The sequence below is a fragment of the Rahnella victoriana genome, from assembly GCF_004330295.1.
Taxonomy (GTDB): Bacteria; Pseudomonadota; Gammaproteobacteria; order Enterobacterales; family Enterobacteriaceae; genus Rahnella; species Rahnella victoriana.
Genome location: NZ_SJOJ01000043.1, coordinates 1 through 25,708, shown reverse-complemented (window position 1 = coordinate 25,708; position 25,708 = coordinate 1). Strand labels below are relative to the sequence as shown.

Annotated in this window: 24 protein-coding genes; 9 read left to right on the top strand and 15 right to left on the bottom strand. The window is 52.6% G+C overall.

Going from position 1 to position 25,708, the window contains the following annotated elements; genetic code table 11:
* Positions 1-142: 142 nt before the first annotated feature.
* The gene (locus EYY67_RS23600) at positions 143-886 is read left to right on the top strand and encodes an SDR family oxidoreductase (protein WP_131694515.1); all 744 of its coding nucleotides are present in this window, start codon (positions 143-145) and stop codon (positions 884-886) included.
* A gap of 37 nt (positions 887-923) precedes the next feature.
* Here the strand turns inward: EYY67_RS23600 and EYY67_RS23595 are convergent, their stop codons facing one another.
* From EYY67_RS23595 to EYY67_RS23580, 4 genes are all read right to left on the bottom strand, one after another.
* The gene (locus EYY67_RS23595; RefSeq protein ID WP_131694514.1) at positions 924-3,518 is read right to left on the bottom strand and encodes a glycoside hydrolase family 38 N-terminal domain-containing protein; all 2,595 of its coding nucleotides are present in this window, start codon (positions 3,516-3,518) and stop codon (positions 924-926) included.
* A complete protein-coding gene (locus EYY67_RS23590; protein WP_095924845.1) occupies positions 3,515-4,642 on the bottom strand; it encodes a PTS fructose transporter subunit IIC in 1,128 nt (375 codons plus the stop codon). The genes EYY67_RS23595 and EYY67_RS23590 overlap by 4 nt, the downstream gene beginning before the upstream one ends.
* Positions 4,635-4,949 carry a PTS fructose transporter subunit IIB gene (locus tag EYY67_RS23585; RefSeq protein ID WP_095924846.1) on the bottom strand — a complete coding sequence of 105 codons (315 nt, stop codon included), beginning with the start codon at positions 4,947-4,949 and terminating at the stop codon, positions 4,635-4,637. Before EYY67_RS23585 ends, EYY67_RS23590 begins: the two co-directional genes overlap by 8 nt.
* 612 nt (positions 4,950-5,561) lie before the next feature.
* The gene (locus EYY67_RS23580) at positions 5,562-6,170 is read right to left on the bottom strand and encodes an HD domain-containing protein (RefSeq protein ID WP_095924848.1); all 609 of its coding nucleotides are present in this window, start codon (positions 6,168-6,170) and stop codon (positions 5,562-5,564) included.
* Between the two features lie 340 nt (positions 6,171-6,510).
* On the opposite strand from EYY67_RS23580, the gene trhA reads away from it, so the two are divergent.
* Positions 6,511-7,161, top strand: a complete 651-nt coding sequence (gene trhA, locus EYY67_RS23575) for a PAQR family membrane homeostasis protein TrhA (RefSeq protein WP_095924849.1) — start codon at positions 6,511-6,513, stop codon at positions 7,159-7,161.
* Between the two features lie 52 nt (positions 7,162-7,213).
* Here the strand turns inward: trhA and EYY67_RS23570 are convergent, their stop codons facing one another.
* Positions 7,214-8,503 carry a lysine N(6)-hydroxylase/L-ornithine N(5)-oxygenase family protein gene (locus EYY67_RS23570; protein WP_095924850.1) on the bottom strand — a complete coding sequence of 430 codons (1,290 nt, stop codon included), beginning with the start codon at positions 8,501-8,503 and terminating at the stop codon, positions 7,214-7,216.
* Positions 8,504-8,667: 164 nt separating this feature from the next.
* Here EYY67_RS23570 and EYY67_RS23565 point away from each other — a divergent pair, with 164 nt between their 5' ends.
* Positions 8,668-9,549, top strand: coding sequence for a PhzF family phenazine biosynthesis protein (locus EYY67_RS23565; protein ID WP_131694513.1), 882 nt, complete (start codon positions 8,668-8,670; stop codon positions 9,547-9,549).
* A 41-nt stretch (positions 9,550-9,590) separates the two neighbouring features.
* Here the strand turns inward: EYY67_RS23565 and EYY67_RS23560 are convergent, their stop codons facing one another.
* Positions 9,591-10,145, bottom strand: a complete 555-nt coding sequence (locus EYY67_RS23560) for a helix-turn-helix domain-containing protein (protein WP_131694512.1) — start codon at positions 10,143-10,145, stop codon at positions 9,591-9,593.
* Positions 10,146-10,232: 87 nt separating this feature from the next.
* Here EYY67_RS23560 and EYY67_RS23555 point away from each other — a divergent pair, with 87 nt between their 5' ends.
* The 3 genes from EYY67_RS23555 to EYY67_RS23545 all read left to right on the top strand — a co-directional run bounded on the left by EYY67_RS23555 (position 10,233) and on the right by EYY67_RS23545 (position 12,550).
* Positions 10,233-10,754: a GNAT family N-acetyltransferase gene (locus EYY67_RS23555; RefSeq protein ID WP_131694511.1), complete on the top strand. Its 522-nt coding sequence runs from the start codon at positions 10,233-10,235 to the stop codon at positions 10,752-10,754.
* Positions 10,755-10,851: 97 nt separating this feature from the next.
* Entirely contained in the window at positions 10,852-11,949 is a 1,098-nt protein-coding gene (ada, locus tag EYY67_RS23550; RefSeq protein WP_095924854.1) for a bifunctional DNA-binding transcriptional regulator/O6-methylguanine-DNA methyltransferase Ada, read from the top strand.
* Between the two features lie 55 nt (positions 11,950-12,004).
* Positions 12,005-12,550: a GNAT family N-acetyltransferase gene (locus tag EYY67_RS23545; RefSeq protein ID WP_131694510.1), complete on the top strand. Its 546-nt coding sequence runs from the start codon at positions 12,005-12,007 to the stop codon at positions 12,548-12,550.
* A gap of 52 nt (positions 12,551-12,602) precedes the next feature.
* Here the strand turns inward: EYY67_RS23545 and EYY67_RS23540 are convergent, their stop codons facing one another.
* From EYY67_RS23540 to gatZ, 7 genes are all read right to left on the bottom strand, one after another.
* Positions 12,603-13,304 carry a GNAT family N-acetyltransferase gene (locus tag EYY67_RS23540; RefSeq protein WP_131694509.1) on the bottom strand — a complete coding sequence of 234 codons (702 nt, stop codon included), beginning with the start codon at positions 13,302-13,304 and terminating at the stop codon, positions 12,603-12,605.
* A gap of 130 nt (positions 13,305-13,434) precedes the next feature.
* The gene (locus EYY67_RS23535) at positions 13,435-14,289 is read right to left on the bottom strand and encodes a tagatose bisphosphate family class II aldolase (protein WP_131694508.1); all 855 of its coding nucleotides are present in this window, start codon (positions 14,287-14,289) and stop codon (positions 13,435-13,437) included.
* Positions 14,290-14,293: 4 nt separating this feature from the next.
* Complete coding sequence (gatD, locus tag EYY67_RS23530; RefSeq protein ID WP_131694507.1) at positions 14,294-15,343, bottom strand: galactitol-1-phosphate 5-dehydrogenase; 1,050 nt, start codon at positions 15,341-15,343, stop codon at positions 14,294-14,296.
* 48 nt (positions 15,344-15,391) lie between these two features.
* Positions 15,392-16,759, bottom strand: a complete 1,368-nt coding sequence (locus tag EYY67_RS23525) for a galactitol-specific PTS transporter subunit IIC (RefSeq protein ID WP_095924859.1) — start codon at positions 16,757-16,759, stop codon at positions 15,392-15,394.
* Between the two features lie 3 nt (positions 16,760-16,762).
* Complete coding sequence (gene gatB / locus EYY67_RS23520; protein WP_095924860.1) at positions 16,763-17,047, bottom strand: PTS galactitol transporter subunit IIB; 285 nt, start codon at positions 17,045-17,047, stop codon at positions 16,763-16,765.
* A gap of 77 nt (positions 17,048-17,124) precedes the next feature.
* Positions 17,125-17,613, bottom strand: coding sequence for a PTS galactitol transporter subunit IIA (gene gatA / locus EYY67_RS23515; protein ID WP_131694506.1), 489 nt, complete (start codon positions 17,611-17,613; stop codon positions 17,125-17,127).
* Positions 17,606-18,901, bottom strand: coding sequence for a tagatose-bisphosphate aldolase subunit GatZ (gene gatZ / locus EYY67_RS23510; protein ID WP_095925287.1), 1,296 nt, complete (start codon positions 18,899-18,901; stop codon positions 17,606-17,608). The genes gatA and gatZ overlap by 8 nt, the downstream gene beginning before the upstream one ends.
* A 278-nt stretch (positions 18,902-19,179) precedes the next feature.
* Between gatZ and EYY67_RS23505 the strand changes: the two genes are divergently transcribed.
* Positions 19,180-19,962 carry a DeoR/GlpR family DNA-binding transcription regulator gene (locus EYY67_RS23505; RefSeq protein ID WP_095924862.1) on the top strand — a complete coding sequence of 261 codons (783 nt, stop codon included), beginning with the start codon at positions 19,180-19,182 and terminating at the stop codon, positions 19,960-19,962.
* Between the two features lie 193 nt (positions 19,963-20,155).
* Here EYY67_RS23505 and EYY67_RS23500 read toward each other — a convergent pair whose 3' ends face one another.
* Both EYY67_RS23500 and EYY67_RS23495 read right to left on the bottom strand, forming a co-directional pair.
* Positions 20,156-20,935 (bottom strand): ABC transporter substrate-binding protein, encoded by a 780-nt coding sequence (locus EYY67_RS23500; protein WP_095924863.1) that lies wholly within the window; start codon positions 20,933-20,935, stop codon positions 20,156-20,158.
* Between the two features lie 358 nt (positions 20,936-21,293).
* The gene (locus EYY67_RS23495; protein ID WP_095924864.1) at positions 21,294-23,873 is read right to left on the bottom strand and encodes a glycosyl hydrolase family 18 protein; all 2,580 of its coding nucleotides are present in this window, start codon (positions 23,871-23,873) and stop codon (positions 21,294-21,296) included.
* A gap of 1,021 nt (positions 23,874-24,894) precedes the next feature.
* Here EYY67_RS23495 and EYY67_RS23490 point away from each other — a divergent pair.
* Together EYY67_RS23490 and EYY67_RS23485 are read left to right on the top strand one after the other, a co-directional pair.
* The gene (locus EYY67_RS23490) at positions 24,895-25,215 is read left to right on the top strand and encodes a hypothetical protein (protein WP_095924866.1); all 321 of its coding nucleotides are present in this window, start codon (positions 24,895-24,897) and stop codon (positions 25,213-25,215) included.
* A gap of 6 nt (positions 25,216-25,221) precedes the next feature.
* Positions 25,222-25,398, top strand: coding sequence for an ogr/Delta-like zinc finger family protein (locus tag EYY67_RS23485; protein ID WP_095924867.1), 177 nt, complete (start codon positions 25,222-25,224; stop codon positions 25,396-25,398).
* The last annotated feature ends 310 nt before the right edge of the window (positions 25,399-25,708 follow it).

Genomic DNA, 25,708 nt, shown 5'->3' with positions numbered 1-25,708 from the left:
ATAGGTTGAAGTATGCTTTGACCGGGTGTTAGCCCTTAAAACCCCCTCCCAGCCTCCCCCTTCGCAGGGGGAGGAGCTAAGCTAAACTCCCCTTTCTTTCTGTTTCTCCTACACTTTCCTCACTTCCCCAATGGAGTCACTCATGAAAATCGCTCTCGTCACCGGCGCCAGTCGCGGTATCGGCCGTGCAACGGCTCTTCTTCTTGCGCAGCAGGGTTATGCTGTCGGCGTGAATTACCTTAATAACGACATCGCAGCGCAATCTGTTATCGATGAAATCCATCAGGCCGGTGGTAAAGCGATAGCGTTGAAAGCCGATATTGCCGATGAAGCACAGGTTGTCGCGATGTTCAGACAGTTGAGTGCCGAACTCGGGCCGCTCACCGCGCTGGTGAATAACGCCGGAATTTTGTTCCAGCAGACGACCCTTGAAAATCTCTCCGCTGAACGTATCAATAAAGTGCTGTCCACCAATGTGACGGGGTATTTCCTGTGCTGTCGTGAGGCGGTAAAAATCATGTCGCATCGTCATGGCGGAAAGGGCGGGGCGATTGTGAATGTGTCCTCGGCGGCTTCCCGTTTGGGTGCGCCGGGGGAATATGTGGATTACGCGGCGTCGAAAGGGGCGGTGGATACCCTGACCACGGGGCTGGCGCTGGAAGTGGCGGCGTACGGCATCCGCGTTAACTGTGTACGTCCGGGTCTGATTTATACCGACATGCACGCCAGCGGCGGTGAGCCGGGACGCGTCGATCGCGTTAAAGCCAATCTGCCGATGCAACGCGGCGGGCAGCCGGAAGAAGTGGCACAAGGCATTGCATGGCTGCTGTCGGACGCTGCCTCTTACGTCACCGGCAGCTTTATTGAGCTGGCTGGCGGCAGATAATGAGGGAAAACGGGGGATGGCTCCCCGTTTATACCGCTTACTTTTCGATTAAAAATGTCACCGGTTCACCGGCTTCGGTGATGTCCACGTAACGTGCTTCGCTCAGCTTCCCCTCCGCCAGTGTCGATGGCGTGACCTTTTTCGATGATTTCACGATGCCCGTTTTCACCGGTCGTGCCGTCGGATTCCATCCGCGTATCACCCAGTGATCGCCGCGTTGTGATTTTTTCAGCGTGCTGAAATGCAGCGGCGTGTCCCAGCTCATTAAACTGTAATCCGCCGGGAATTTCAGTCCGTGCGGATTAAGCCGGAAGCGCGACCAGCCGGTGGCCAGATACGCCAGCATCGGCGTTTTCCATTCTTCCACGCGCCGCCAGACATCCGCATCAGGTGCGCCGGTCAGCGGCATCACCGCCAGCGAACAATGATGAATGCCGGGGATTTGCGAGTCAGGCGAGGGCAGAACCATCCCCGATGCGCGCCCCGGCCGGTAAGGCATATTGGCGCGCCCCAGCCAGCCGACGCTGCGCAGCAACGTGATCGCCAGAACGTCGTTGTGTTCCTCAGGAATTTCATACTCGCGCAGTCCTTCGGTCACCGCACACAGACCGCGGGTTTCATCGTGCATCATCACCAGACTTTGCATCGGATACAGCGCAGCGGGCGCTTCGGTCCAGTTTTCTTCCTGCCAGATTTTCATGGCAGCAGGCTGATTATCCCGCTGGATCAATCCGAACGGCTGGTCGGCGAAATGCACCTGACTGACCGCGCCGGTGGGCATCAATAGCTGCAACCGGTGGCCGCGGATCTGATTATCCACGGTGATTTCCACGTTCAGCTGCGGCGAGTTATGCGCCAGCGTCAGGGTCAGCGTGACATCCAGCCTGGCGTCCGTCAGCCGCTGCTGGCGCGAATCGAGATCCTGCGGAACCGGCAGCCGGTAGCGCAGCACCATGCGGTTAAACAGGCTGCCGCCGTCGGTGCGGCATTCGATCAAATGGCCGTCGCCGGTAATTTTCCAGTCTTCCACCGGCGGCGAATAGTTGTAGTTATCGCCCGCATCACCGCCGTCGACCAGTTGCAGCAGAGAGTGATAATGCTGACCGCTGCGTTTGTCGGTCAGCGTCAGCACGCCGTGCGCATCGGCACGCAGATGCAGAAAATGATTCTCCAGCTGGCGCGCGTTCACGGTATGTGCCGGATGTTGCGATACTTCGCCGGGCTTAAACCACAGCGTGGTGTAGCCGCACGCAGGCACGTTTCTGACTTCCACCTGCAACTCACATTTACGGAACCAGGTGGTTTCCGTGCTGTTCGACAGCTCCTGTACCACCGTCGACATATCCTGCGGCTGTTCACGCACAAGCTGCCAGTGACAGTCGTTCCCCTCGCTGTCGCACAGGCGGAAATCACGTTCCGGCGTCATCACCGTCAACGTCACGATCCCGCTGCGCTGACGGGGCAGGCTGTTAAACAGCAGGATTTTTGTGCCGTCCTGTGTGGCGGTGATCCCTTCGCTGAGTGTCTGGAAGTTTAAATCCAGCAACTGTTGCGCCATTTCCATGCCGGAAAGCAGCCGGTTTTTCACCATCGCATTGACGCGATCCGAATTGCAGCCGCCGATGCTGTCATGGGCATGGGACTTCATCGCTTCGCGCCAGATGTTATCCACGGCAGTTTGCGGATACGGCAGACCAAGCGAAGCATTCACCGTCAGCAGCGGTTCGAGATACTGACTGAGGGTTTTCTCCAGCCTGGCATTCAGTTTTTTAATGTCGGTGCGGGTGGAAAAAATACCGCGATGGATACGCATGTATTTCGGGCTGAGCAGTTCGCCGTGATAATCCGGCAAACGGTCCCGCTGTGTGTCGATAACCTCAAAAAATTCACTGAAACTGCTGTTCACGTAACGGAATTCATCCTGCTGCCGATTCAGTGCCTGCAACATTTCCGGCACCTGATATTCGAACGGTGACTGATCATTGCCGTTCGGCAATAAGATATGATCCGTGGCGGCGAACTGCGCCTGTTTGTGGCTGGCTTTCATTACCCCCGGCAAGGCTTTTCCCACGTCTGCAGGTAACCATTTGGCACAACCGTAACCCCACGGCAGCACCGCCGTGGTGACTTTACTGCCGTCGTCGCTGTGCCAGACAAACTCCGTTTTTGCGACGTCATGCTCGCTCCAGCCGCGCCAGAGTACCGCGTGGCGGATGCCGAACTGATTTAAAAACATCGGTAACTGCGCACTCTGACCGAAGGAGTCCGGCACATAACCCACCGGCATCGGCGTGCCGTATTTGCCTGCGCCCTCAATACCTAACAACAAATTACGGGCGATGGATTCCGCACCGACCACCAGAAAATCGGTTTGCGTATACCACGGACCGGTGAGGATCCGCCCGTCGCGGATAAGCGCGGTCAGGCGCGGCAGATTTTCCGGCGCGACCTCAAGATAATCGTCGAGGATCACCGTCTGCGCATCCAGCACGAACGGCGGTAATTGCGGATCGGCTTCCAGCCGGTTGAGCAGGTCATCCATAAAATAATACAGGACGGCTTTGGAATCATTTTCGGTGAAATACCATTCACGATCCCAGTGAGTATGCTGAATCAGATGGACGGTTTTCATTGGCGGTTCACCTTGAATTTAGGCGCCGGAGAAGCGGCAGGTTTAATCAGCGACTCTGTATCGCCATGGCGGAATACCAGCAGCGAGCCGAAGGCGACCACCGCAGAACCGGCGGCAATTGACAGGATATAAACCGGCCAGCCATCCACCGCCAGCCAGCCGTAAAAACCTGAAATCGGCGCATGATTCACCGCCCCTAAACCGACGGCCATTGCCGAACCCAGCGCAGAGCCGATGACATTAATTACAATGATTTTTGGGTTAGAAAGCGCAAACGGGATCGCGCCTTCTGACACGCCGATCAGCCCCATCAGCGTCGAGGCTTTTCCCGCCTCGCGCAGTGATTCGGGGAACCGCTTCTTCCACAACAGTGTCGCCACGCCCAGCCCGATCGGCGGGATGATAATCGCCACCTGCGCGGCCGTATTCGGGTCATAAATGCCGGAAGCCAGCAGCGCCATGGCGGTGGTCACTGCCGCCTTATTGATCGGACCGCCAAGATCAAAGCCCACCATGCCGCCAATTACCGCTGCCAGCACCACTTTGTTGGTGCCAGACATGGCCATCAGCCAGGCTTCCATTCCGCGATTGAGCGCCGCCAGCGGCGTGCCGACCACCAGCGCCATGATGATGCAGGTCAGGAGCGTGCCGCCGACCGGCAGAATAAAGATCGGCCCGGCGGAGGCCAGTGAGCGCGGCAATTTGATAAACCGCACCATCCAGCGGACGATATAACCGGCGACAAATCCGGCCACCAGCGCACCGATAAATCCGGTGCCCAGATTGCTGGCGAGCAACCCGCCAATCATGCCCGGCGCGATGCCCGGTTTATTGGCCAGTGCGAAACTGATGTATCCGGCGACAACCGGCAACATCAGCGAAAGCGCCAGCCCGCCGAAGCCATCGAACTGATGCAGCAGTTTCACTATCTGGCTGGCGGCCTGCGCATGGCTGCTGTCCCAGATATTGTCGATGCCGTACATTGATGCGCCAATACGCGCGATGCCCATGATCACCGCGCCCGCAATCACGAACGGCAGCATGTAAGAAACGCCGGTCATGATGGCGTTTTTCACATCCGTGCCGACGTGCCCGCCGCCGTCTTCTGCCCTGAATTTAGCCATTCGCCACCTCCTGTTCGATCGCGTCGAATACCGCATCGCCGTGTTTGATCGGATCACTGACACTGCATTCGAGGGTGATCATGCCGTTAAAGCGTTCTTTATTGATGACCGCAACATCGGCAGCGAGAATGACGCCGTCGGCGCGCGCCAGATCTTCTTCAGTAATAATATTCTCAGCGCCCAGACTTCCCTGAGTTTCCACTTTGATTTCGTGTCCGCGTTTTTTTCCCAGCACTTCAAGAGATTCTGCGGCCATATAAGTATGGGCAACACCGGTCGGGCAGGCAGCAATACAGACGAAATACATAATATAAATCCTCGGGTTTTGAGTGATGACAGACATAAAAAAAGCACAACGGCGAAAGGGCGCGTTGTGCTTTTGAATGAAACAGAAGGTATAAAAGTCGCGTCGGCGGCTGGCGTGCCACTCAGACGACGGCAGCAGCGTAACTGACTGACCAGATTGGATAAATGACTGAAAGCCAGGATATGGCGTAATTGCACGCCCAGCCGGACGCTGATGGAAGTAACCTGAATGTGTGTGCGGGAGATAAAACGTTTTACGTTGAGGCAGGGCAGCAGGGAATGTCCGGCGCACTGCCAGAGTTGTTGCCATTGCTCGCTGAAATCAGCCGGGTTTATTTCTTCAGGTTGTTCCGTGGTGGCAGAGAGATTATCGACAGAATTAAAGCAGCAGCACCCTGATATAAAACCTGTCATTCCGCGGACGAACGTCAGCAAAATGAGAGACAGGCTTTTAATAAAAGGGAATAACAGCATCGGTATCTCCGCAACAATGAGCCTGTAGTAAACAGGAACCGGCAGATAACCGCTGTGATGTTCTGCACACTCCCCGATATGAGTGAAAGTACAGATGTCAAAACAGCCCCCCAAATAAAGGGGAGCCACAATATCATTATTACTTCAGCCAGCCCTGCTGGTGGGCGTTATCCAGATGGGTGCGGATGTGCAGCCACAGTTCCGGGTGAATATCGGCGATGAAGGCGTTGCGTGCCAGAACCTGTTCAAGGCGGATGTTGTTTTCCACCCAGCTCTGACCCTGATTGTTCAGGTTCATGATCATCGGCATGACGCGGTCAATCACCAGCGCAAAGCGTGCTTCCGGGGTTTCGCCTGTTTCATATTCGTTCCACAAATCCAGAAACTGTGTGTTCAGCGGTGCAGGCAAAAGGCCGAACAGGCGTTTCGCGGCAATGATTTCCTGATCGTGAACCGCCGCGCGGGCTGCGAGATCGTAAACCAGCACATCACCTGCATCGATTTCTACGATGTCGTGGATCAACGCCATCCGGATGACTTTATTGATATCAGTGCCTTCCGGCGCAAATGGGGCCAGAGACATCGCCGCGACGGCGAAATGCCAGCTATGTTCCGCGGAGTTTTCCTGACGCTCAGTGCCTAACACTTTGGTGCGGCGCTGCACGCTTTTCAGCTTGTCGATTTCCATCAGGAACTGAAAAACTTCGGTCATTGCACCGAAATTCAGCGGGGGAGTTACTGCAGACATAGTCAAACCTTAGTCATATTGACGGCATGGTAAACGGCGTTATTTCACTTTTCCGCTACACCTTAATCGCTTGATATAAAAAAATCATGTTTTTGGGTGCGGAATTTCCTTTTGTCTTCTAAATGTAACGCGTTGGAATTATAAACAAATTGAATGATTTGAAGGGCTTCAAAGTGAGTGAGAAGTGAAATGATGATCCGGCTAAGAGACTGTTACATCAGATAATACTCAATTTAAGCTTACAGATGTACACTGGAATCGTTCTCAGTTAAGCTGATCCTGTACGGAACGTTTTATAAACAATCATTTTCACTTGTTTTGCCTTGAGGGTTCTCAACGTATGGGTAAGTTGTCTCCATCACCACAGGGATATCCGTGGGCTGAAGAAATAGCCAACAGCCTGAGCCACGGCGTGGGTCTGGTGTTCGGGATTGTCGGACTGGTACTTTTACTGGTTCAGGCGGTAGGCGATAACGCCAGCGCCATGGCGATCACCAGCTACAGTTTGTACGGCGGCAGCATGATTTTGCTGTATCTGGCCTCCACGCTGTATCACGCGATACCGCATCAGAAAGCCAAATACTGGCTGAAAAAATTTGACCACTGCGCGATTTATCTGCTGATCGCCGGGACCTACACGCCGTTCCTGCTGGTCGGATTGAACTCCCCGCTGGCAAAGGGACTGATGGCTGTGATCTGGGGGCTGGCGCTGTTTGGTGTGATTTTCAAACTGGCGTTTGCACACCGTTTTGAAGTGTTGTCGCTGGTCACCTATCTGACGATGGGCTGGCTGTCGCTGATCGTGATTTACCAGCTGGCGACTAAACTTTCGCTGGGCGGCGTCACCTTGCTGGCGTTGGGCGGTGTGGTGTACACATTGGGCGTCATTTTCTACGCCTCAAAACGCTTTCGTTTTGGTCATGCTATCTGGCACGGATTTGTCCTCGGCGGCAGTGCCTGTCACTTTTTAGCCATCTACTTTTACGTCTGATGAGCGGATTGTCTGAACAAGCGGAGCCTGATGCTCCGCTTTTTTGTGCCTGCTATTTGCCCGTGTCGTCCGGCCACCATTGCACCAGCGAGGGCACAGGACGCAGATCGTAATGCGCTTCGCCCAGCAGATGATTGAGAATTTTGGCCGAGCGCCACGCGGTCAGTGTCAGTTGTCCTTCGGCGCTGCCGTGACTGTGGATACCTGCGTTCACCGCGTAGATCCGGTTTTCTGACGGGCCATCCCAGCGCAGGTTGAAATTCTGTTGCAGTGGCAAATGCTGCTCGCGGTCATAAGGAATGCGATCCAGCAGCGGCTCAAGATAATCCGGCAAACCGGGGCGGTAACCGGTCGCCAGAATCACGATATCGGCGCTGAAATGTTCTTCGCATTTTTCCAGCCCGTGTCTGGCCTGCAGGCTGAAATCACCCCCTGCATTACGCACGATATGATCGAGCGCGCGGTGCGGCAGTAATCGCACGTTACGCGGCTGATGCAGCACGTCAAAACGGTGATACAACTGTTTATAAATGTCTTCCAGAGTGTGATAGCTGATGCCGTCAGAAGGCAGTTTTTGCGTTTTGATCTCGCGCTCGCGTACATCCTCCGGCAGCGTATAAAAGTAATTGACGTACTCCGGCGTGAAATATTCGTTGGAGAAAATCGACTCATCCAGCGGCTGAAAATTCGGGCGGCGCGAAAGCCAGGTCAGTTCCGCAAATTCTCCCCAGTGACCGCTCAGCGCATTGAGAATAATGTCGGCACCGCTCTGCCCGCCGCCGACCACGGCCACGCGTTTGCCCGTGAAATCCGGTTCGCGCAGTTCAATCTCCGCCGCATGAAAACAGTTTTCCCCCAGCGCCGCCCGGGCCGGTTTGGGGATCCAGGGGGCGTGTCCGGTACCGAGGCAAATGTTGCGGGCGCGGTGCTCACCTTTTTGGCTCTGTACGATGAATTCCTGCTTGTTATCGTCAAAGTCGATACGTTCTACCGGCGCGGAAAAATGCAGGCCGGGAATGCGGTCACATGCCCAGCGCAGATAATCCGAAAACTCATCGCGGCTGATGATCAGCTGCTCGGTGGCCAGAAAACGGTAAATCTTTTTCTGTTCAACCAGATAATTAATAAATGAAAATTCGCTGCGCGGCGCAATGGTGGTGACCAGATCCTGCAGGACGTAGGTCTGCATGGTTGCCGTGGGTAACAGCATGCCGGGGTGCCAGCTGAATTCGGTGTGGGCATCAAAAAAGGCGGCGTCGAGTTTCCCCGTATCCCTTGCCATGGCGGCGAGGCTTAAATTGAAGGGGCCGATACCAATACCAATCAAATCCTTCGCGGGCATTTTCTTTTCCTTCTGTTTTATGGAGACGACCGGACTGTGTGTTAAGCATAGGCCAGCCGCCCGACACTGACATTTTTCTCGATAACTTATAGAAATATTCCTAAACTCAGAGGCTTCGCGCTTTCTCCAAAATGGTTTCCCTTACGACAAGACAAGGATTTGCTATGACCCGCCTGCGCCGTTTTAAACAAGTTGATGTGTTTACCGCTGAGCCTCTGAAAGGCAATGCACTGGCCGTGATCCTGGATGCCGAAGGGCTGAGCGATGAGCAGATGTTCGCGATGGCACGCTGGACTAATCTTGCGGAAACGGCGTTTGTGCTCAAACCAGCATCGCCGGATGCCGATTATCGCGTGCGAATTTTTACCACCGATAAGGAGCTGCCGTTCGCCGGGCACCCGACGCTGGGCACGGCATATGCGTTATTGCAAGACGGCCTGAAGTCTAAAAATCCCGGTTATCTGGTGCAGGAATGCGGCGTCGGGCTGGTACAGGTGAAGCAACTGACGGAAGGCGGTCAGGCCTTTTCTGCGCCTCCGGCTGCGCTGAAACCGCTGGATGCGGAACATTATGCTTTGCTTTCCACTGCGTTGCGCGGAGGCAAAATTCAGGCGGATGTCGCGCCGGTCGCGGCGGATATGGGCATTATCTGGCTGGTCGTGCGGATGGAGAGCGCGCAGGAGTGCCTGAATATTACCGCTGATGCCGCCGCCGTCAGCCAGTTGCAAAAGCAGCTGGGTATTAACGGTATCGCGGTCTACGGCTTGCATGAGAGAGGCGGCCCGGCAGATTACGAAGTGCGGGCGATCATTGATGAGGATGGCGTGCTGAAAGAAGATCCGGTCACCGGCAGCGCCAATGCCTGTCTGGCGCGGGTGCTGAAAGCGGCTGATTTCCCGGATGGTAAGCATATGGCGCAGATGTACCATGTCCGTCAGGGCACCCGGTTGCAGCGCGATGGCCGTGTGACCGTCACCTTCGTGGACGGCGAACCCTGGGTCGGTGGCGACAGCTGTACGCTGATCGACGGCACGTTAGATCTCTGATCTGCAGGGCCGTGCGCTGGCCCTGCCGGAAAGCATGAAAACTATTTGTCACTCATGACCAGCAAATACCGGCACGGCTCAGTGCCGGTATTACTGAATGTGATGGGCAAATCCACGCCAAATGTCAGCGCATCACCTGGGGATAGCGCATACTTTTCTGCACCATAATCAACAGTCAGCAACCCTTCCACCAGCCACAGACGTTGTTTATAAGCCTGATGACTCCAGCCCGGATAACTGACGCGGGCGCCGCCCGGCAGCGTAATCTCAACCAGTTCCGGTCCGCCATTTTCTTCATGCGGTGTTACCTGACGCCGCACATATCCGATGTCCGGATCCTGCCAGATTTCCTGCTGATCGCGGAGACGCAAAGGGGCGGGGCGGGTATTTTCTTCTGACAGCAACTGCGCCAGCGAAACGCCCAGACTGGCTGCCAGACGGCCTAACAGACTGGCGCTCGGGCTGCTGTCCTGTCGTTCAATTTTCGAGATCATCGCTTTACTGACACCTGAACTGCTGGCGAGCTGTTCGAGGCTCAATCCTTGCGCTTTACGTAATGACTGCAGACGCGTAGCGATCAGTTGGTCGATTGACATAAGGGGAGTTCCGTTGTTTACTTTGGTGGAATTAATTCTACTATAGTGGAATTTAGCCGCTAAAGAAAGCCACCGGGGGAAAGTTCGATGAAGATGATCACCTGTACGGAACGCCTGCATGCCGTCGCCATTCTGGATATTTTTAATGATGCCATCCTGACCTCGACAGCATTGTATGATTATAAACCGCGCCACATCGACAGCATGACGTCCTGGTTTGCCACTAAACTGACCAATAACTTTCCGGTGATCGGGCTGGAGGATGAGCAGGGGAGATTACTGGGATTTGCCAGTTACGGCACGTTCCGCGCCTGGCCTGCCTATAAATATTCCGTCGAACATTCGATTTATATTCATAAAGATCACCGCGGAGAAGGGCTGGGAAAAATTCTGCTCAATGCTCTGGTGGAGGCCGCCCGTGAACGCGGCGTGCACACGCTGATTGGCGCGATTGATGCGGCCAACAGCGGCAGCATTGCCCTGCATGAAAAAAATGGGTTCAGCCATACCGGCACGATTAAACAGGCCGCTTTTAAATTTGATCGCTGGCTGGATCTGGCCTTTTATCAGATGATCCTCGACACCCCTTTAAAACCGGTGGCGGGCTGAAACATCGGCGCTGAATGAGAAAGCAAGAGCCGGAGGGTGCAGCGCGGCACGGCGGATTATGCTGACAGTCATCAAGTCAGGAAACGTGAGGCATAACATGTCAGGTAAAACAGACGACATTAAAGAAACGACAGCGGAAAACGCGGCTTATGCTCAGAGGCAGGATCCGCGCTGGCAGGCGGTTGTCAGTTGTGATGCAAACGCCGACGGCAAATTTGTCTATGCGGTAAAAACGACCGGTATTTACTGCGCGCCTTCCTGTCCGTCACGGCAACCGAAACCGGAAAACATTCTCTATTTTGACGATGCCGAAGCGGCGGAACGTGCCGGTTTTCGCCCCTGCAAACGCTGCCGTCAGGGACTGATTTCACTGGCGCAGTTTCATGCCAGCCGGGTGTTGCAGGCGTGCCGGTTGCTGGAGCAATCCGCCCACATGCTGACACTGAATCAGCTGGCGGCAGAAGTGGGCATCAGCCCTTATCATTTTCATCGCCTGTTTAAAGCGCAGACCGGTGTGACGCCAAAAGAGTATCAGCAGGCGCAGCGCGTCCGCCGGGTCCGTGAAAATCTGACCGATTCTGCGACAGTCACCGAAGCGATTTATGCTGCCGGATATCCTTCTGACAGCCGTTTTTACGAAACCTCTGCGGCGACGCTGGGCATGACGCCGCAAAATTTCCGCGCCGGAGGCCGCAACGTCCGCGTCTGGTTTGCTGTCGGAAAATCTTCCCTCGGCAACATTCTCGTGGCTGAAAGCCAGCGGGGGATCTGCGCCATTTTACTGGGCGACGATCCTGAAAAGCTGATCAACGAATTGCAAAACAGTTTTCCGCAGGCGGAATTACTGGGCGGCGACGCGGATTTTGAGCAACGAATTGCCATCGTGGTCGGCTTTGTGGAAGCGCCCGATATCGGGCTGGATTTGCCGCTGGATATTCGCGGCACGGCTTTCCAGCAGCGAGTCTGGCAGGCATTGCGTGATATTCCGCCGGGAACCACCGCCAGCTATGCCGAGATTGCCAGCAAAATCGGTTCACCGAAAGCCGTCCGTGCCGTGGCCGGTGCGTGCGCCGCGAACCTGCTGGCCGTCGCGATCCCCTGCCATCGGGTGGTAAAAACTGACGGCAATATCTCCGGTTATCGCTGGGGCGTGGAACGGAAACGCAGTTTACTGGCGCGGGAAGAGAAAGGCTGACTATACTGAGCTGACCTTATGATCTTCCTGAATATTTTTAATAACGAGGGATGCCGTGCCAGCCTGCACTTTACGGATTGCTGAACCCAAAGATATCGATGCTCTTGCGGAATTACATGTTGCCATATGGCGTGATACTTATCGTGAACTGGCACCGCCGGAAGCTTTTGCAGCGCTGGATGTCCCGCGCCGGAAAGCTTTCTGGCAGGACAAATTTGCCCATCCTGCTGTCGGTCAGGGCACTTTTATTGCTGAAACTGACGGTGCATTCGCCGGGTTTTGCCTGGCGTCGGCATCTTCTAACCCGGAATTTGGTGAGATGGCCGAAATCAAATTCCTGTATGTTTCTCCGGCATTTAAACGTCGGGGAATTGGCCGACTGTTGATCGCCAAAGCTGCAAAGCATCTTTCCGCTGAAGGTTTCCGCAGCGCAGGGTTGGGCGTTGTCGAAGGAAACCAACCGGCCATTCGTTTTTACCAGGCTTTAGGTGGCCGCGAAGCCGGACGATATACCGATGCCGGGCCACTCTGGCGCTCGCCTAACATAATCTATGCATGGCCCGATATTTCAGTGCTGGCGGCGCTGTCCCCTGAACATTAATCCATAAACCCTTTCGTCTGCCTGCGTCAGCCAACAACGCAGGCAATGCGGATTAACGCAACTCTTCCAGACGCTGTTTTTGCTGACCTTCGGCGGTGAAGTTGTCTGCGCTTAACCAGCGGTCAAACATGGTTTTTGACGCAGGCCATTCGTGGTCGAGAACGGAATACCAGCAGGTATCGCGGTTGTGACCTTTATTGACAATGGCCTGCCGGAACATACCTTCATACTGAAAACCAAAACGCTGTGCGGCCAGTTTTGACGGTTCATTCAGGCTGTGACATTTCCATTCGCAGCGACGGTATTTCAGGGTATCGAACAGATAGCGTTGCAGCAGATAAATCGCCTCGGTGCCAAAACGTGTGCGTTTCATCAGCGGCGACCAGTTCACCCAGCCAATTTCGGCTACGCCATTCACCGCATCAATTCGCATCAGTGAAACGCTGCCGACGGCGCGTTGCGTCCGGATATCCACAACGGCGAAGAACAGCGGATCTTCACTTCTGGATTGCTGCGCAATAAACAGATCGCACTCTGCCTGTGTCGCAGGACGATCGACGGAAAGATACGTCCAGTCGCGATTGTCATCAATGCTGTGCCAGGCGTTAAAGAGATCCTGACTGTGGCGCTCAGCACTCAGCGGCTCAAGACGACACCAGAGGCCATCAAGCTGAACATGGGAAGGACGTTCGCGGGGTTGCCAGTCGGGTAGGGCATCGCCAATGGGCTGGCCAAAGTGATTAAGGGTTGTCATAGCGGTTCTGCTCACCATTTGGTTTATAAAGACGCTTCCATAAAATCAGAATGGCACGTCAGCTGCAACCTGAGTACCTCTAAACGGCTGGAAAACAGGGTAATTCCCCCGTCTCCCAGACAGCATTACCTTATAATTTCCCTGCACTTCCGCAGATCCTGATTTTTTCCTCTACGACTTTCTGCATCGCCCGTTTCCCCGGCACGATGTATTTGCGTGGATCATCCGCGTCGGGGTGCGCGTTGAAATAGTCTTTTACGGCACCGGCAAAGGCGATTTTCAGTTCTGTCGCGACGTTGACTTTGCAGATCCCCAGCTCAATAGCATGACGGATCATGCTTTCAGGGATCCCCGACGCGCCGTGCAGTACCAGAGGAATATCCACCTGCTGGCGGATTTGCCCAAGGCGGCAGAAGTCCAGCTTGGGTTCACCCTGATACAAACCGTGTGCGGAACCGATGGCGACGGCCAGAGAATCAATACGCGTGAATTCAACAAAATGCTTTGCCACCACAGGATCAGTGAAGAAGCTGTCGCCTTCTTCCACCATCAAATCGTCTTCCTGACCGCCGAGACGACCCAGCTCAGCTTCGACGCTGGCATCAAAGGCATGACACAATCTGACGGCCGCCTGCACTTTCGTGATGTTTTCGGCCAGCGGAAAATGCGAAGCATCGATCATGACCGAACGGATCCCGGCCCTGACTTTGCTTTCGATATCAGTCAGATCTTCATGGTGATCCAGATGCAGTGCCAGAGGAACGCGGTATTGCCGGGCCGCTTCCTGACAAATCGAAATCAGATAGTCTGTGCCTGCGTAGCTAAATGTTCCCGGTGTTCCGGCGAGGATCACCGGAGAGTTCATCATCGCGGCAGTTTCTGCCACCACCTGCACGGTCTCGAGATTATGGATATTGAAAGCCGGTACGGCGTAACCTTCGCGCTGTGCTGCCAGCAGCATTTCCCTGTTTGAAATCAGATACATTATTTCAGCTCCCTGTCATGTTCAGCAGGATCTTGCCCGTCATCGGTTTACCTGCCAGCGCCGTGACTTCCCGCACGAATTCGTCCGGATCACCGATACTGGCGATTAACGGCTCAAGATTTAATTTATTCTCAGCAAACAATTGCATGGCCTGTTGCCATTCGCTGCCCGGCCACGGGGCGGAGTAATTCATCCAGCTCCCCAGTAAGGTCAGTTCCTTGCGCAGGATATGGCTGAATGTCGCCACATTGAGGGTCAGATCTTTGTGTAAGGTGCCGACCAGTGCGACCTGCGCTTTGGGGCCGGCAATGTCCAGCGAAAGCGCAACGGTTTGCGGTGTACCGGCGGTTTCAATGATCAGCTGATTAAAACGGCGCTCGTGGGTTTGCTGGCGGATGTCGTCTGCACCCGTTGTCGCACTGTTAAAGACATGGCTGGCACCGGTTTCGCGTGCAAGTGCCAGACGCTGTGGATTGATGTCGATAGCTGTGACCGAGCTGGCACCTGATGCGCTGGCCGCCTGGATGATCAACTGGCCGATAGTACCGGCACCAATCACGATCACTTCTTTTCCGCGGCAGCCTCCCGCCAGTTTCAATGCGTGTAAACCGACGGTGACCGGTTCCAGAAATGCCCCGTGTAACAGGGAAGCACCTTGCGGCAATTTGAATAAGTTATGACGCGGCACTACAACATATTCAGCGTGGCCGCCGTGACGTCGGGATCCAATAAACTGGTAATGTTTACACTGGGAATAAGCGGTTTGTTTGCACTCTTCGCACTGAAAGCATGGCAATAAAGGTACGCAAGCCACAGCATCCCCTTCCTGTAAATCGTGAATGTCTTCTCCGGTACTGACTACCTGACCGCTAAATTCATGGCCGAGAGTGATCGGGTAAAAATGCGAACTGTTAGCAAAAATACGCGGGATATCTGAACCGCACAGACCGGAGTACGCAATACGCACCAGCACGTCATCGGCAGCGCTGATCACCGGCATCGGGCACTCCTCAACGGTCATCTTACCGCCCGCATGGACAACAACAGATTTCATAGTCGGTTTCCTTAAGCGGGGGATCCAATTCCCCCGCGTAGATGAAAGTTAAGAATGGGTCAGCGAAACCGCTGCCAGCTTTTCAGCCTGAGTGAACTGACGGGCGCGACGCCATGTCAGGAAGACGCCGAGGGCATAAATCACGCCAATGATGCTCAGCCCTGCCATGTTCTTCAGTGTGCAGAGTTGAATCAGCAGATAGGTGATCGGTGAGCCGCCCTGATCCATTGAGGCGACTCTGCCCCCCGCCGTCAGCGCGCCTGCATTTGCCGCCAGTTGGGTATGCAGATCAATCATTTGCGTGGCTATCCACAGTGTGATGCTCATGATGATGCAACCGGAAATCAGGGTGCGGAACAGATTGCCCTGATGCACGGCAACGGCGATAGCCACGAAGAAACCGATGGTGGCGAGGTCACCAAACGGCAGAACCTGATTTCCCGGCACCAGTACCGCAATGAGGATCGTGAGAGGAATAAAGATCAGGCTGGCCGATACCACAGCGGTATGGCCGAGCAACAGCGCAGGATCCAGACCAATCAGGAACTCCTCCCCTCCGAAGCGGGCCTGCAAACGGGTACGCGCATGGCGGGCAATGGGTGTCAGGCCGTCCATAATGGGTTTGATCACCCGTGGCATCAGCAACATGACGGCTGCGGTTTTGACAGCCAGTTGCAACACGCCTTTGACGTCATATCCGGCGAGGTAGCCGATAATCAATCCCATGACAAAACCGACGGTGACCGGTTCGCCAAACGGCCCGAAACGTTTTTGAACGTCGTCTGCGCTGAAATGGATTTTGTTCAGGCCGGGGATTTTCTCAATGATGGCGTCAACCAGCACCGCGATCGGGCCGAGGTAGGCTGAAGAACCATGCGGAATAGCGATCCCTTCAAGTTGAAAGAAGTCACGCGTGTCCTTTGCAAACCAGTCGCCCAGTTTGTAGATGAACGCGGCGTGTAGCACTACACCCATAATCCCAAGCCAGTAAGAACCCGTCGCCAGATGCAACATGGCACCGGTAAAGGTCATGTGCCAGATGTTCCAGATGTCCACATTGACGACGCGTGTCATGCGGGTCAGCAACATCAGGATATTCACACCAATCGCAATCGGGATCGCGACCAGTGCGATTTGTGACGCCCAGGTCATCGGCGAAGAACCTGGCCAGCCGATATCCACGACTTGCAGATTAATTTCAAAATGCTCGGCCATGGCTTTCGCCGCAGGCCCGATAGAATCAAGCATCAGACCGATAACCAGCCCGATCCCGACAAACCCAATGCCAATGTGGATGGCCGATTTAAAAGAATCCCCCAGTTTCATCCCCAGTATCAGGGAGAACACGATGATCACGCCGGGTAACATGACGGTCGGCCCGAGGTCGAGGATGTAGCGCATTATGTCGGTAAACATGGCTTACTCCTGCAACAGGGTGAGTATTTGTTTGCGCAAAATATCCATGCCAACGCCGGAGATAAACGGCATTCCGTGGACCACCGGAACATTGCCAAACGTCCTGTCGACTTTGGCTGTTGTGCAGATCAGGTGAGCGCCGTCCATATAGGTTTCGATCTCCGTGACACGGCACTGCACAAGGTCGATAGCGATGCCGTGGGCTTCGCACAACTCTTTGATTTCTTCCGCTGCCAGCGTAGATGTGGCAACGGCTCCGCCACAGGCGACAATAATTTTTCGCTTCACGTTAAGGCTCCTTAACAGGTTGTTGTAGGTATTATTTTTTTAGGTAAGACGTCAGATTCATTGGCTCAAAAAGACGTTCAGGTACACACCGGCGCGCGCTGCTCTGGCACGGGAGCCGGGACAAAGATGTGTTGTTTAAACAGCGCGGACAGCTGATGTTCTGGCGCGGTCAGTAAGCTTTCTAAAAAAGCAGGCTCCTGTAACTGGCTGAACAACTGGCGCAGTAACTTCAGTTGCTCGGACGGGTGGGTGACAATCAACGCAATGATCAGTGACGCGGGAACCGTGCCGTCATCATCAGCCTGGAAAAATTCCACAGTGGTGTCAGGACGGATCAGATAAATAGCCGGACAGCGTGCATGTGTCGCTTCGCAATGGGGAATAGCCACCGCGTGGCGTTCCAGCTGGATCCCTGTCGGGAATTCAGCTTCACGCTTAACCAGCGCTTGCGGATAGGTGGCCCCGACCACACCCGCCTGCACCATGCGTTCACCGATATGCGTGAGTGCCTCGTGATAGTCGGTAAATGTGATACCGGTTTTAACGAATACCTCGCAGTTATGCATGAGCAGGCTCCTGCTGAAAGGTGTGATGAGGTGTGCAGCCAAAGTGGTAGGCGCGCAAAACATCCTGAATTTTATCGATGATCAGTTCATGGGGTTCGCTGGCGAGTTCGCCGGTCATCACTCGTTCGAACTGGGCGGGAAGATATTGGCTCAGCAGGCCGAGAGGAATGTCGACGGAACGCAGATTCGTGATCAGCACTTCCATTGCCCGGTTGATACGGGCGTGCGGCCAGTAATAACGAATCCGGTCCGATAAGCTGTAGCGCAGATCGATAAGCGACAGGCTGAACGTCGGGTTGTAATACTTCTTCCAGTAAGCCGGTTCATCGAGCATGACGCCATCGATCACTGTCAGGATGTGGCTGCGTGATTCAGGCGCGATCAGCACCTGTTCGATGTTGGCCAGAGCAAAGATGGCTTCACGTAATGCAAACGTCAGCGCCGGGCCGACTTTGAGGATCGCATAGTGGTCATTCACCAGCTTACGGTAGGACTCACGGGTCTGGTAATCGGTGGAATGTGCCTCATACACCAGCGGTGTTGTGGTGATGTATGCGGAGAGATCTTGCGCAAGTTCAGGCTGATAGTGGATCACCCGGCTGTGATCAAATTCGACGCCTGGCTGGACCACGACAGCGATGATCCGATCAATGGCATCCGTTAACCCAAGCTCACGAAATGCCTGATGGTGCATATCCAGCGTCGCTTTCGCGTCTTCCCTTTTGGTGACATGGACTTGCTGAATAGCCGACGCCTCGCCACCCGGTACCGGTACCTCAGTGCCAATCACATAGGTCAGAAGCTGTTTTTGCTTCGGTGTGGCAACACGTTCTGCGACCTGACACAGCCGCGCTGCGCGTTGTGCCACGATGAGCGGATCCAGAGGGACAGGATCGTCTGCACAGGACATCGATGCATCCAGATGTATTTTGCTGAAACCGGCTTCCACATAGCGGGCGATCAACACTTCTGCTTTACTCATCGCGCTGTCAGCATTTTCGCTTTGCCAGCAATTCGGCCCCAGGTGGTCGCCCCCTAAAATCAGACGCTCAAGAGGGAAGTTAAGTTTTTCCGCAATCGCGAGAACAAAATCCCGAAAATCGATCGGCTGCATGCCGGTATAGCCACCAAACTGATTCACCTGATTGGAGGTGGCTTCTATCAGTACCTTGCGGTCAGTGAGAAGGTCTTCGCGCAGGGCGGCTTCAATCACCAAAGGATGCGCGGAACAGACAGAACAAATGCCTGTGCTTTCGCCTTTCTTGTGTTTAGCAATAATATCTTTCATTTCATGCCTCCGTTTGTTTTCGAAGAGGATCATATCTTTTCGAAAGGTAAACAATAGCGGTTTTTGGTTTTCGTGACAGAGATCGTAATATTTCATAAGTGAATTTCATTCGATATCTTTCGTTTTTCGTGACGGATCTTGAAATGAAAGATAAGATGACGTCATGCCTTGCCACAGGCAGGGAAAGAGGGATGATTCACATCGTGTAAAATTTTTTCTCCTCATTACCTGGCCTTTTGTTTACACTAGAAGGAATGTGACCTTTCGGATCGCCAATCATGAATACCTATGAACGTCGTAATAAAATCATTGATTTAGTGAATGAGAGTGGCAGCGTGCTGGTGGCTGATCTTTCGAGTGCTTTCGAAGTCTCTGAGGTTACGGTGCGCTCTGATTTAAGTTTGCTTGCGCAAAAAGGGCTGCTTAGCCGTTTCCATGGGGGCGCATCAAAACGGAAAGAGGAGGCGGTTACGGAGCATGAAAAGCCGCAGGATGAGATGATGCTTGAGCAGCGTTATCTTCAGGCCACCGATCCTAAAAAACGGATTGCGCAGGAGGCGGCTGGAATGGTGAAACCGGGAGATACCGTGATCCTCGACAGCGGCAGTACCACCATGTTGCTGGCAGAAGAGCTGGTGAAATCAGGCGATATCACTGTCATCACGAATAACCTGCCCGCTGCTTTTGTGCTGTCTGAAAATCCGGACATTACACTGGTGGTCTGCGGCGGAACGTTGCGCCATAAAACCCGTTCCCTGCATGGCAACATCACGGAGTACGCTTTGCAGGGCATTGTCGCTAACCTGATGTTTGTCGGTGCCGACGGGCTGGATGCGGCTACAGGTATCACCACGTTCAACGAAGGCTATAGCATCAGCGGCATCATGGCCGGTGCGGCTCAGCGTGTTGTGGTGGTCACTGATTCCAGCAAGTTTGGGCGTCGCGGATATAACCTGGTGCTGCCGATGGAAAAAATCGACACCATCGTTACCGATACGGGGATCAGCGAGGAAGCGAAGCTGGCGCTGAAAGAGACTTCAACAACACTCATTCTTGTATAACCCTGTTTGTGATGTGACCTGTTGCCGCTGACTTTATGCCAGCAATAAATCAGGGAACAGCGGATATTTTGATTGTTGCGTAACGTCGTCTGAACAACAGAATAACTTGCAGCCGCAGACATTTTTTATGGGAAGGGGATCCGAAAAAACAGACTGCCGTGCGAATCGGTCGCGCGGCAGGGAGCAGCGAAAATCAGGACTTCTTGTTATAGACCTCAAAGGTGAAGTATTTTTTCTCCAGCTTTTCGTATGTGCCGTTTTTGTGGATTTCTGCCAGTGCATTATTAATCAATGTCAGATGTGCCTGATCATCCTTGCGCAGGCCAATGGCCGTGCCTTCACCCAAATAACGGGTGTCGTTTAAGGGTTGCCCGGCAAAGGCATAACCCGTGCCTTCCGGGGTTTTCAGGAAGCCGGTTTCTGCGGCTGCGGCATTGGTCAGGGTCACGTCAATGCGACCGGATGCCAGATCCTGATTCACAAAATCCTGATTCTGATAGGAAACCACATCCACCCCTTTTTTCTGCCATTCGCCCTGTGCGTAGGCTTCCTGCGTCGTGCCCTGAGCCACGCCCACTGTTTTTCCTTTCAGTGAATCCGCAGTGGGTTGCAGGCCGCTGCCTTTCTTCGCAATCAGCACACTGGGTACGTGATAAAGCATGTCAGAGAAAGTGACCTGCGTTTTACGTTTTGGGGTCATCGACATCGCGGAGAGCACGGCATCAAATTTTTTGGCATTCAGCGCAGGAATAATTCCGTCATACGCGGTTTCGACCCATTCACATTTCACTTTTGCCTGCTGACAAATGGCGTTGCCTAAATCGATATCAAAACCGACCAGCTTGCCATCTGGCGCTTTTGATTCAAAAGGCGGAAACGACGGATCTACACCAAATCGTAAAGTCGTCTCCGCATGTGCCAGGCTGCTGGCGGCCGATAATGCCGCGATGATCAGCAAAGTGCTTTTTTTCACAAGTCTTCTCCGGTGGTATGCAATAAAAAAACAAATCCCCGCCAGGATGCCGCGAGGGTAAAAGAATTATTCATATTTTGAATATGACGACCGGACTCATTGTGGTCAAGCGGCAAGCTTATGTTCAAAACGGGCATCAGTGTGACATAGGGAAGATTGGTTTTTGGGCGGAATAAATGAGAATGCTATGGGGGTGTATTAGAGGGTAAGTTCTGAATAATATTTCCAAAACAACAGGATAAATCTTCCAATTTCTCAAGGTAACCGGCAAAAAAAACGCCTTTACCCACAGGGATAAAGGCGATGTAAGGTTTACCTGTGACTTAATATGATATTGTCAAACGCCGTTCATGGAAGATTAATTGTCTTTGATGAACTTGATTGACGATGCTCGGTTGTCGAAATTCCTTCCCTTCAAATCAGGCACATTTTCTCCACCTTTAAAATCAAGGTGATAACCTTTGTAATGTTCATCTTCATAAACTTGGGCAGTCCAGCCCGGAGTGACTTTTAATGAGGACACCACATCGTTAAAGTTATTATGCGTGATAAGCTGGGGTATATCCCCCTCGACAGAAAGAGATGAGCCTGTGTAATTAGCATTTACATACAGTACAGCCTTCACTTCTTTAACCGGATCTGGTTGCGGAGCGGGTTCTGGCTGCGGTTCTGGCTCGAAACTTGTGACGACCATTTTGGCTACAGTCGCCGGGTTCGGTGACACACGTTCAATAACGATTGTTTCACCAATAGAAATATCTTTTTCATCAGATTTAACCTGTGAAATAGCATCTTTTTCAGTCATGGAGCTGTAGTAACATTTTCCATTATCGCAACTGAAAATATAGTTACCCTTTTTCTTATCGTCATTAATCACTTTAGCGACATAAGAAGAACCGTCCGCGTTGTGAAGCATCTCTTTATCAAAATCAACGAAAACGTAAGGTACGTTATTGATTTTCGACACGCTCATAGACTTCACACTGCCATCACTCATGACCGGATTGTTACCGTCCAGCATGTCTTGGGTCACCGTAAGTTGACCGATAACACCTTTATTCGGGTATTCGCGTGTCACTGTGATGACAGAACCCGCTTTCAGGCGGCTCGCGACGTCACCGGTACGCAATGAAGACTCTTTCCCATATTGGTACAGATAGCTGTAGTAATTTTTACTGCCTTCGGTACCAAAAAGATATTTGCCATCAACAGCAACAGTATAGGCATTACCACTGGTGAATTTTTTAGCATCCAGATTGATGGTCACACGGGTTTCATTGTCAAACAGACTAACAATAATGCCCTTCAGATCGGTCTTATCAATAACCGGAACCGGTTCGTCGTCTGGCACATCGGAATCATCCGGCAGTGGCGTGTTTTTCACTTCTTTAACGATATTACCCAGTTCATGTTCAGGCGTATCGCCGCTGATGTCCCAAAGGATCGCGCCACCAAAGCCTTGCTCATTGATATAGTCAACTTTCTCGCGAATGGACTGCGGATCGTCATAGGTCAGGAACTCTTGCGTAGTTTCGCTGTAGAGATAGGGCACGTGTGACTCTGAGTCCCAGTAGCGCGTGTATTCGCCAGTGTTCAGTTTTTGTTTCAGCACATACCACGGGTTGGTACCGGTTAACTGATCCGCGTCGTCCCATGCACCTTTGACAGTCGCTGCACCGGTGTTAAACATGCCCGGCAAACCAGGGATCAGCTCGGTTCCAGGGACATGGCCCCAGCCACGACCGTAATAAGGGATCCCCATCATCAGCTTGGCTTTTGGCACTTGCCAGGTGTTGACGTACGCACTCATGGTGTCGGCCACGTTCAGGTCTTTATCTTCATCATGGCTGTTTTCATACAGTGGCGCGTTATGACCGGTTAATGGATCAAAAGCACCGTGGATGTCATACGCCATCACGTTCACGCTATCCAGCAACGGCGCCGTCACGGCCGGGTTGATGAACTGAATGTTGTTGTGGTTAGTGGTGACCGCCGCAGAAAGTTGATAGTACTTATCATCTTTTTTGCCCTGGGCATCCAGTTTGGTACGCAGCGACTGGATAAGCTTGGTGAACTGGGCTTTCTCAGCTTCGGTGTCCGGGTATTCCCAGTCAATGTCGAGGCCGTCAAAATTCCACTGCGCCATATAGCTGACCATGCTGTTGGCCAGTTTCTCAAGGCCAGCATTCGTGGCGGTGGCCGCTTCGAAGACACCTTCCTGAGAGTTATTCCAGCCACCTACAGAAATCATATGCGCCACGTTGGCCGCTTCAGTCCGTTTATCCAGATCTTTGATCAGGCCCGGTGCTTTGTCGGTGTCATGCATGGTCACGACACCATCTTTCACTACCGCAAAACCGTAGTTAAGGTGGGTCAGGCCAGAGTAGTCGACTTTATCCGGGGTAAAGAAATTATGAGCTTCATACACGCCCCATTCCGGGAAGTAGCCAATGACTTTACGTTGCGCGGCCACGCGGGCCTTTTCACGGTTCTGCAGATCGATAGCGTCCTGGCCGGTATACGGCGTGAACTGGAAAGTTGCATACGCATTGATATTGATTGCATCGCCTGATACCCAGACCGGATCGGTTCCCGGGTTGATACCCTGATCCACCCACCATTGCGCAGTCCAGTAGTATCCCAGGAAGCGAACGGTATCGCCGCCTTTATAGGTGCGGTTCGGATCGTAATCCTCTGAAATAATGGCCAGTTCTTGCTTTGGCGCGACTTGTGCTAAAACAGTCCCCGGGAAGTTGTTTTGCGAGGCGTCGGTATACGCAGTCCAGGTGTGACCACCATCTTTGGTGATCATCATCGAGTAATCGAGGCCGGAGAAGGTGTTAGTTTGATCATTTGCCGTCACGGTGGCGGCAGACGAAACTATTGGAAATCCAATAGCAGAAAACAGGATTGCTGCTGTTAATTTATTTAAACGCATAAGTATCTTCCAAATTTGTCCATAAACTCGTTTATTAACGAGGGATACAAAAAAATGCACGACTTTATATCATTTGCGTTGTTTGTATAGTATTTAATTATATATTAAGAATGAATAAATCAAATTTATCCATATGTATTTAAACAACAATAATACCTGTATTATTTAAATAAATACTTACGTGAACAATTATATGTAAATGTAATTATTGAGAAAGGGGTAGGAGAGTGACTCACAATCCTGAACCTCCCGCACCATTGGACGTCAGGGGGGCACATATGGCGGACCATTTATTTTTCGATTTTGATAAAACTTAATTTTAAACAAACTTATGGTATTTAATTAAAAGCTTAGACGATGTACGTGAAACGATACCAGATCGGGTGCCGAATAAAATTTTGGAATCAGCGAGATTCATGTTGGGTTACGAAAATCCTGATATTCATATTCACCCAAAAGACCTCATTGATGAATTTATCCCGGCAAACTATTTTTTCAGACTGTAACTTTTATTCACTTCTTTAGAATTTTGGCTCAAGCGAAAAATAGTGACGGGGATACGTTTATGTATATATCGTGGCGTATACCAATTTGTATATCAACAGACGCTGGTTTCAGGCAAATCTCCCCGGACTTCTACAGACGTAAAAAAGCCGCAAACCCTTGCGGGCTGCGGCTTTCTTTGCGGTAACGGCCTTATCTGGTAATAACCGAAACCTTGTTTGGTGGGCGCTATCCAACACTTTGAGCAGGCCAAAGCGGCGTTTGCTGAGAAAAAGCGTGCACTTGATGAAATTGAAAGTTCGATTGCCCGATGCGCCCAGGAAAAAGAAACGGCGAACAGCGAAATCAAAGAGAATGAAGAGAGCTGGCGTTCGCGTTTTCGCAAGTCACGCGGGGTTATGACTGACGAACTCAGGAACGCGCACAGTCAGCGATGTTGCATTGTGCTAATGCTGGGGGAGCGTTAATTAGTGCACACCGCAGCGCACTGAATGCCTATGCTGATACACAGTGGCGCATGGCCATCAACCATCTCAGTCCGGCGCTGGTACGCGCTGTAAAACTGAAACTTCTGGCGTTATCCACCGTAAGTTATCAGGAAACACAATCCAGTCATTATGTAGAGCCCGCCAAAATTGTCAGCGCTGAAATTGGCAAGGCGCTTGTCGGGGCGGCTCGCATCGGTCAGTTCAACATGGATGCAGAACCTATGTTGGAGAAAATCGGGATGCATTCTCCTGCGCTGCCTGGTGTCGATATGGGGCTGCTGCATAGCCCGATAAAAAGACAATTACTGGCTCAAAAACTCTCCCAGCGTATCGATTCAAATAAGGAGTAATAGCAAATGATGCGCTGCCCGCTTTGCAGCTCAGTTTCTCACATTCGCACAAGCCGTTATATCACCGAACAGACAAAGGAGTCTTATTATCAGTGCACCAGGCTGGAGTGCTCATGCGCATTTAAAACAAATGAAAGTGTCAGTAAAATCGTTAAAAGAGAAAATATGAAGCGGGAAATATAAATTTAGGCTCGGTCTCAATCCCCCAAAAAATAATCTCAAGTGCCGCTTTCGAAGAAGGCGGTATTTTTCATTATGCAGTGCAAAACCGTCCCTCCGGACAGCCTTTTCTCTGGCTAGCCTGTCCTTGCGAGCTCTGCATGCATAGGGTGCATGGTTTTGCATGCAATCCGGCGTGCTAAAAAGGGCTCAAAACCCTTGCTACACTGGCCTTCAGAGGTTTTATTTCATGCATTAAAACCAGTGAGCTAAGTCAGCAGCGGGCAGGCGGGGAGAATTGCGCGCGCTGCACTTCTTCTCTAAAACTATAATT

Coding starts and splice junctions, on each gene's coding strand:
- EYY67_RS23525 (WP_095924859.1), bottom strand. CDS start 16,759: ATGTTTACCGACATAATGCGCTACATCCTCGACCTCGGGCCGACCGTC.
- EYY67_RS23490 (WP_095924866.1), top strand. CDS start 24,895: ATGGCCATCAACCATCTCAGTCCGGCGCTGGTACGCGCTGTAAAACTG.
- EYY67_RS23595 (WP_131694514.1), bottom strand. CDS start 3,518: ATGAAAACCGTCCATCTGATTCAGCATACTCACTGGGATCGTGAATGG.
- trhA (WP_095924849.1), top strand. CDS start 6,511: ATGGGTAAGTTGTCTCCATCACCACAGGGATATCCGTGGGCTGAAGAA.
- gatZ (WP_095925287.1), bottom strand. CDS start 18,901: ATGAAAGATATTATTGCTAAACACAAGAAAGGCGAAAGCACAGGCATT.
- EYY67_RS23540 (WP_131694509.1), bottom strand. CDS start 13,304: ATGACAACCCTTAATCACTTTGGCCAGCCCATTGGCGATGCCCTACCC.
- EYY67_RS23570 (WP_095924850.1), bottom strand. CDS start 8,503: ATGCCCGCGAAGGATTTGATTGGTATTGGTATCGGCCCCTTCAATTTA.
- EYY67_RS23555 (WP_131694511.1), top strand. CDS start 10,233: ATGAAGATGATCACCTGTACGGAACGCCTGCATGCCGTCGCCATTCTG.
- ada (WP_095924854.1), top strand. CDS start 10,852: ATGTCAGGTAAAACAGACGACATTAAAGAAACGACAGCGGAAAACGCG.
- EYY67_RS23505 (WP_095924862.1), top strand. CDS start 19,180: ATGAATACCTATGAACGTCGTAATAAAATCATTGATTTAGTGAATGAG.
- EYY67_RS23535 (WP_131694508.1), bottom strand. CDS start 14,289: ATGTATCTGATTTCAAACAGGGAAATGCTGCTGGCAGCACAGCGCGAA.
- gatA (WP_131694506.1), bottom strand. CDS start 17,613: ATGCATAACTGCGAGGTATTCGTTAAAACCGGTATCACATTTACCGAC.
- EYY67_RS23600 (WP_131694515.1), top strand. CDS start 143: ATGAAAATCGCTCTCGTCACCGGCGCCAGTCGCGGTATCGGCCGTGCA.
- EYY67_RS23495 (WP_095924864.1), bottom strand. CDS start 23,873: ATGCGTTTAAATAAATTAACAGCAGCAATCCTGTTTTCTGCTATTGGA.
- EYY67_RS23565 (WP_131694513.1), top strand. CDS start 8,668: ATGACCCGCCTGCGCCGTTTTAAACAAGTTGATGTGTTTACCGCTGAG.
- EYY67_RS23560 (WP_131694512.1), bottom strand. CDS start 10,145: ATGTCAATCGACCAACTGATCGCTACGCGTCTGCAGTCATTACGTAAA.
- EYY67_RS23485 (WP_095924867.1), top strand. CDS start 25,222: ATGATGCGCTGCCCGCTTTGCAGCTCAGTTTCTCACATTCGCACAAGC.
- gatD (WP_131694507.1), bottom strand. CDS start 15,343: ATGAAATCTGTTGTTGTCCATGCGGGCGGTAAGATGACCGTTGAGGAG.
- EYY67_RS23590 (WP_095924845.1), bottom strand. CDS start 4,642: ATGGCTAAATTCAGGGCAGAAGACGGCGGCGGGCACGTCGGCACGGAT.
- EYY67_RS23580 (WP_095924848.1), bottom strand. CDS start 6,170: ATGTCTGCAGTAACTCCCCCGCTGAATTTCGGTGCAATGACCGAAGTT.
- EYY67_RS23585 (WP_095924846.1), bottom strand. CDS start 4,949: ATGTATTTCGTCTGTATTGCTGCCTGCCCGACCGGTGTTGCCCATACT.